Annotated in this window: 2 protein-coding genes and 1 pseudogene; 2 read left to right on the plus strand and 1 reads right to left on the minus strand. The window is 68.0% G+C overall.

Annotated features, from left to right (window positions below):
* The first annotated feature begins 65 nt into the window (after positions 1-65).
* Both C4V41_RS63840 and C4V41_RS60545 read left to right on the plus strand, forming a co-directional pair.
* Positions 66-215 (plus strand): hypothetical protein, encoded by a 150-nt coding sequence (locus C4V41_RS63840; protein WP_200825064.1) that lies wholly within the window; start codon positions 66-68, stop codon positions 213-215.
* Entirely contained in the window at positions 212-694 is a 483-nt protein-coding gene (locus C4V41_RS60545; protein WP_103965020.1) for a DUF2269 domain-containing protein, read from the plus strand. Before C4V41_RS63840 ends, C4V41_RS60545 begins: the two co-directional genes overlap by 4 nt.
* Before the next feature lie 43 nt (positions 695-737).
* Here C4V41_RS60545 and C4V41_RS60550 read toward each other — a convergent pair.
* A pseudogene (locus C4V41_RS60550) lies at positions 738-1,007 on the minus strand (heavy metal translocating P-type ATPase); the annotation flags it as partial.

Below are 1,007 nucleotides of genomic sequence, written 5' to 3' on the forward strand. Positions count from 1 at the left end.
CCAAGGATCAATACATGATGTATTGATAGAGACACCATGTTTCGCAAAAGCGGAAGGACGGACACATGACAGACGCGGGCATGCCACGATGGGTGAAGGTGGCCGGAATCATCACGGCCGTCGTCATCCTGCTCTTCCTCGCCCTCACGCTCATCGGCGACCACGGCCCCGGCCGGCACTCCGGCGCACTCACCACGCCGGTGGTGACCGCATGAGGCCCATGGCCCCTCCCCTGCGCAAACTGGCCCTTACCGCCCACATCACCGCCTCTGTGGGCTGGCTCGGCGCGGTGCTGGTCTTCCTGGCGCTGGCCATCGCCGGCTTGACCAGCCCGGACGCCCCGACGATCCGTGCCGTCTACGTGGCGATGCAACCGGCCGCCTGGTACGCCCTCCTCCCGCTGGCCGGGGCCTCGCTGCTCACCGGGCTCATCCAGTCGCTGGGCACCACGTGGGGGCTGCTGCGGCACTATTGGGTGCTGTTCAAGCTGCTGATCAACGTCGCAGCCATCGTCGTCCTGCTGATGTACACCCGGACCCTGGGCTACCTGGCCGGCGTCGCGGCGGCACCGGATCCCGCACCAGGGGCGCTGAGGAGCCCTTCGGTCCTCATCCACGCCGTTCTGGCGGTGGTCTTGCTGCTCCTGGCCACCCTGCTGGCGGTGTACAAGCCACGCGGCCGGCTCCGGCAATGACGAATGGCTCCGCGCCGTTCGACGCGGAGCCATCCCCCTCGTGCTACTTGAAGCGGCGCAGCCGGAGACTGTTGCTGACCACGAACACGCTGGAGAACGCCATCGCCGCGCCCGCGATCATCGGGTTCAGCAGGCCCAGCGCGGCCAGGGGCAGGGCGGCCACGTTGTAGGCGAACGCCCAGAACAGATTGCCCTTGATCGTCGACAGCGTGCGCCGAGACAGCCGGATCGCGTCGGCCGCCACCCGCAGGTCACCGCGTACCAAGGTCAGGTCCGAAGCCTCGATGGCGGCGTCGGTGCCGGTGCCCATGGC

Origin of the sequence: Nonomuraea solani (assembly GCF_900108335.1) — a bacterium.
GTDB classification, from domain to species: Bacteria; Actinomycetota; Actinomycetes; order Streptosporangiales; family Streptosporangiaceae; genus Nonomuraea; species Nonomuraea solani.

Excerpts from the sequence above, each read along its gene's own strand:
- C4V41_RS63840 (WP_200825064.1), top strand. The coding sequence starts at position 66 with ATGACAGACGCGGGCATGCCACGATGGGTGAAGGTGGCCGGAATCATC.
- C4V41_RS60545 (WP_103965020.1), top strand. The coding sequence starts at position 212 with ATGAGGCCCATGGCCCCTCCCCTGCGCAAACTGGCCCTTACCGCCCAC.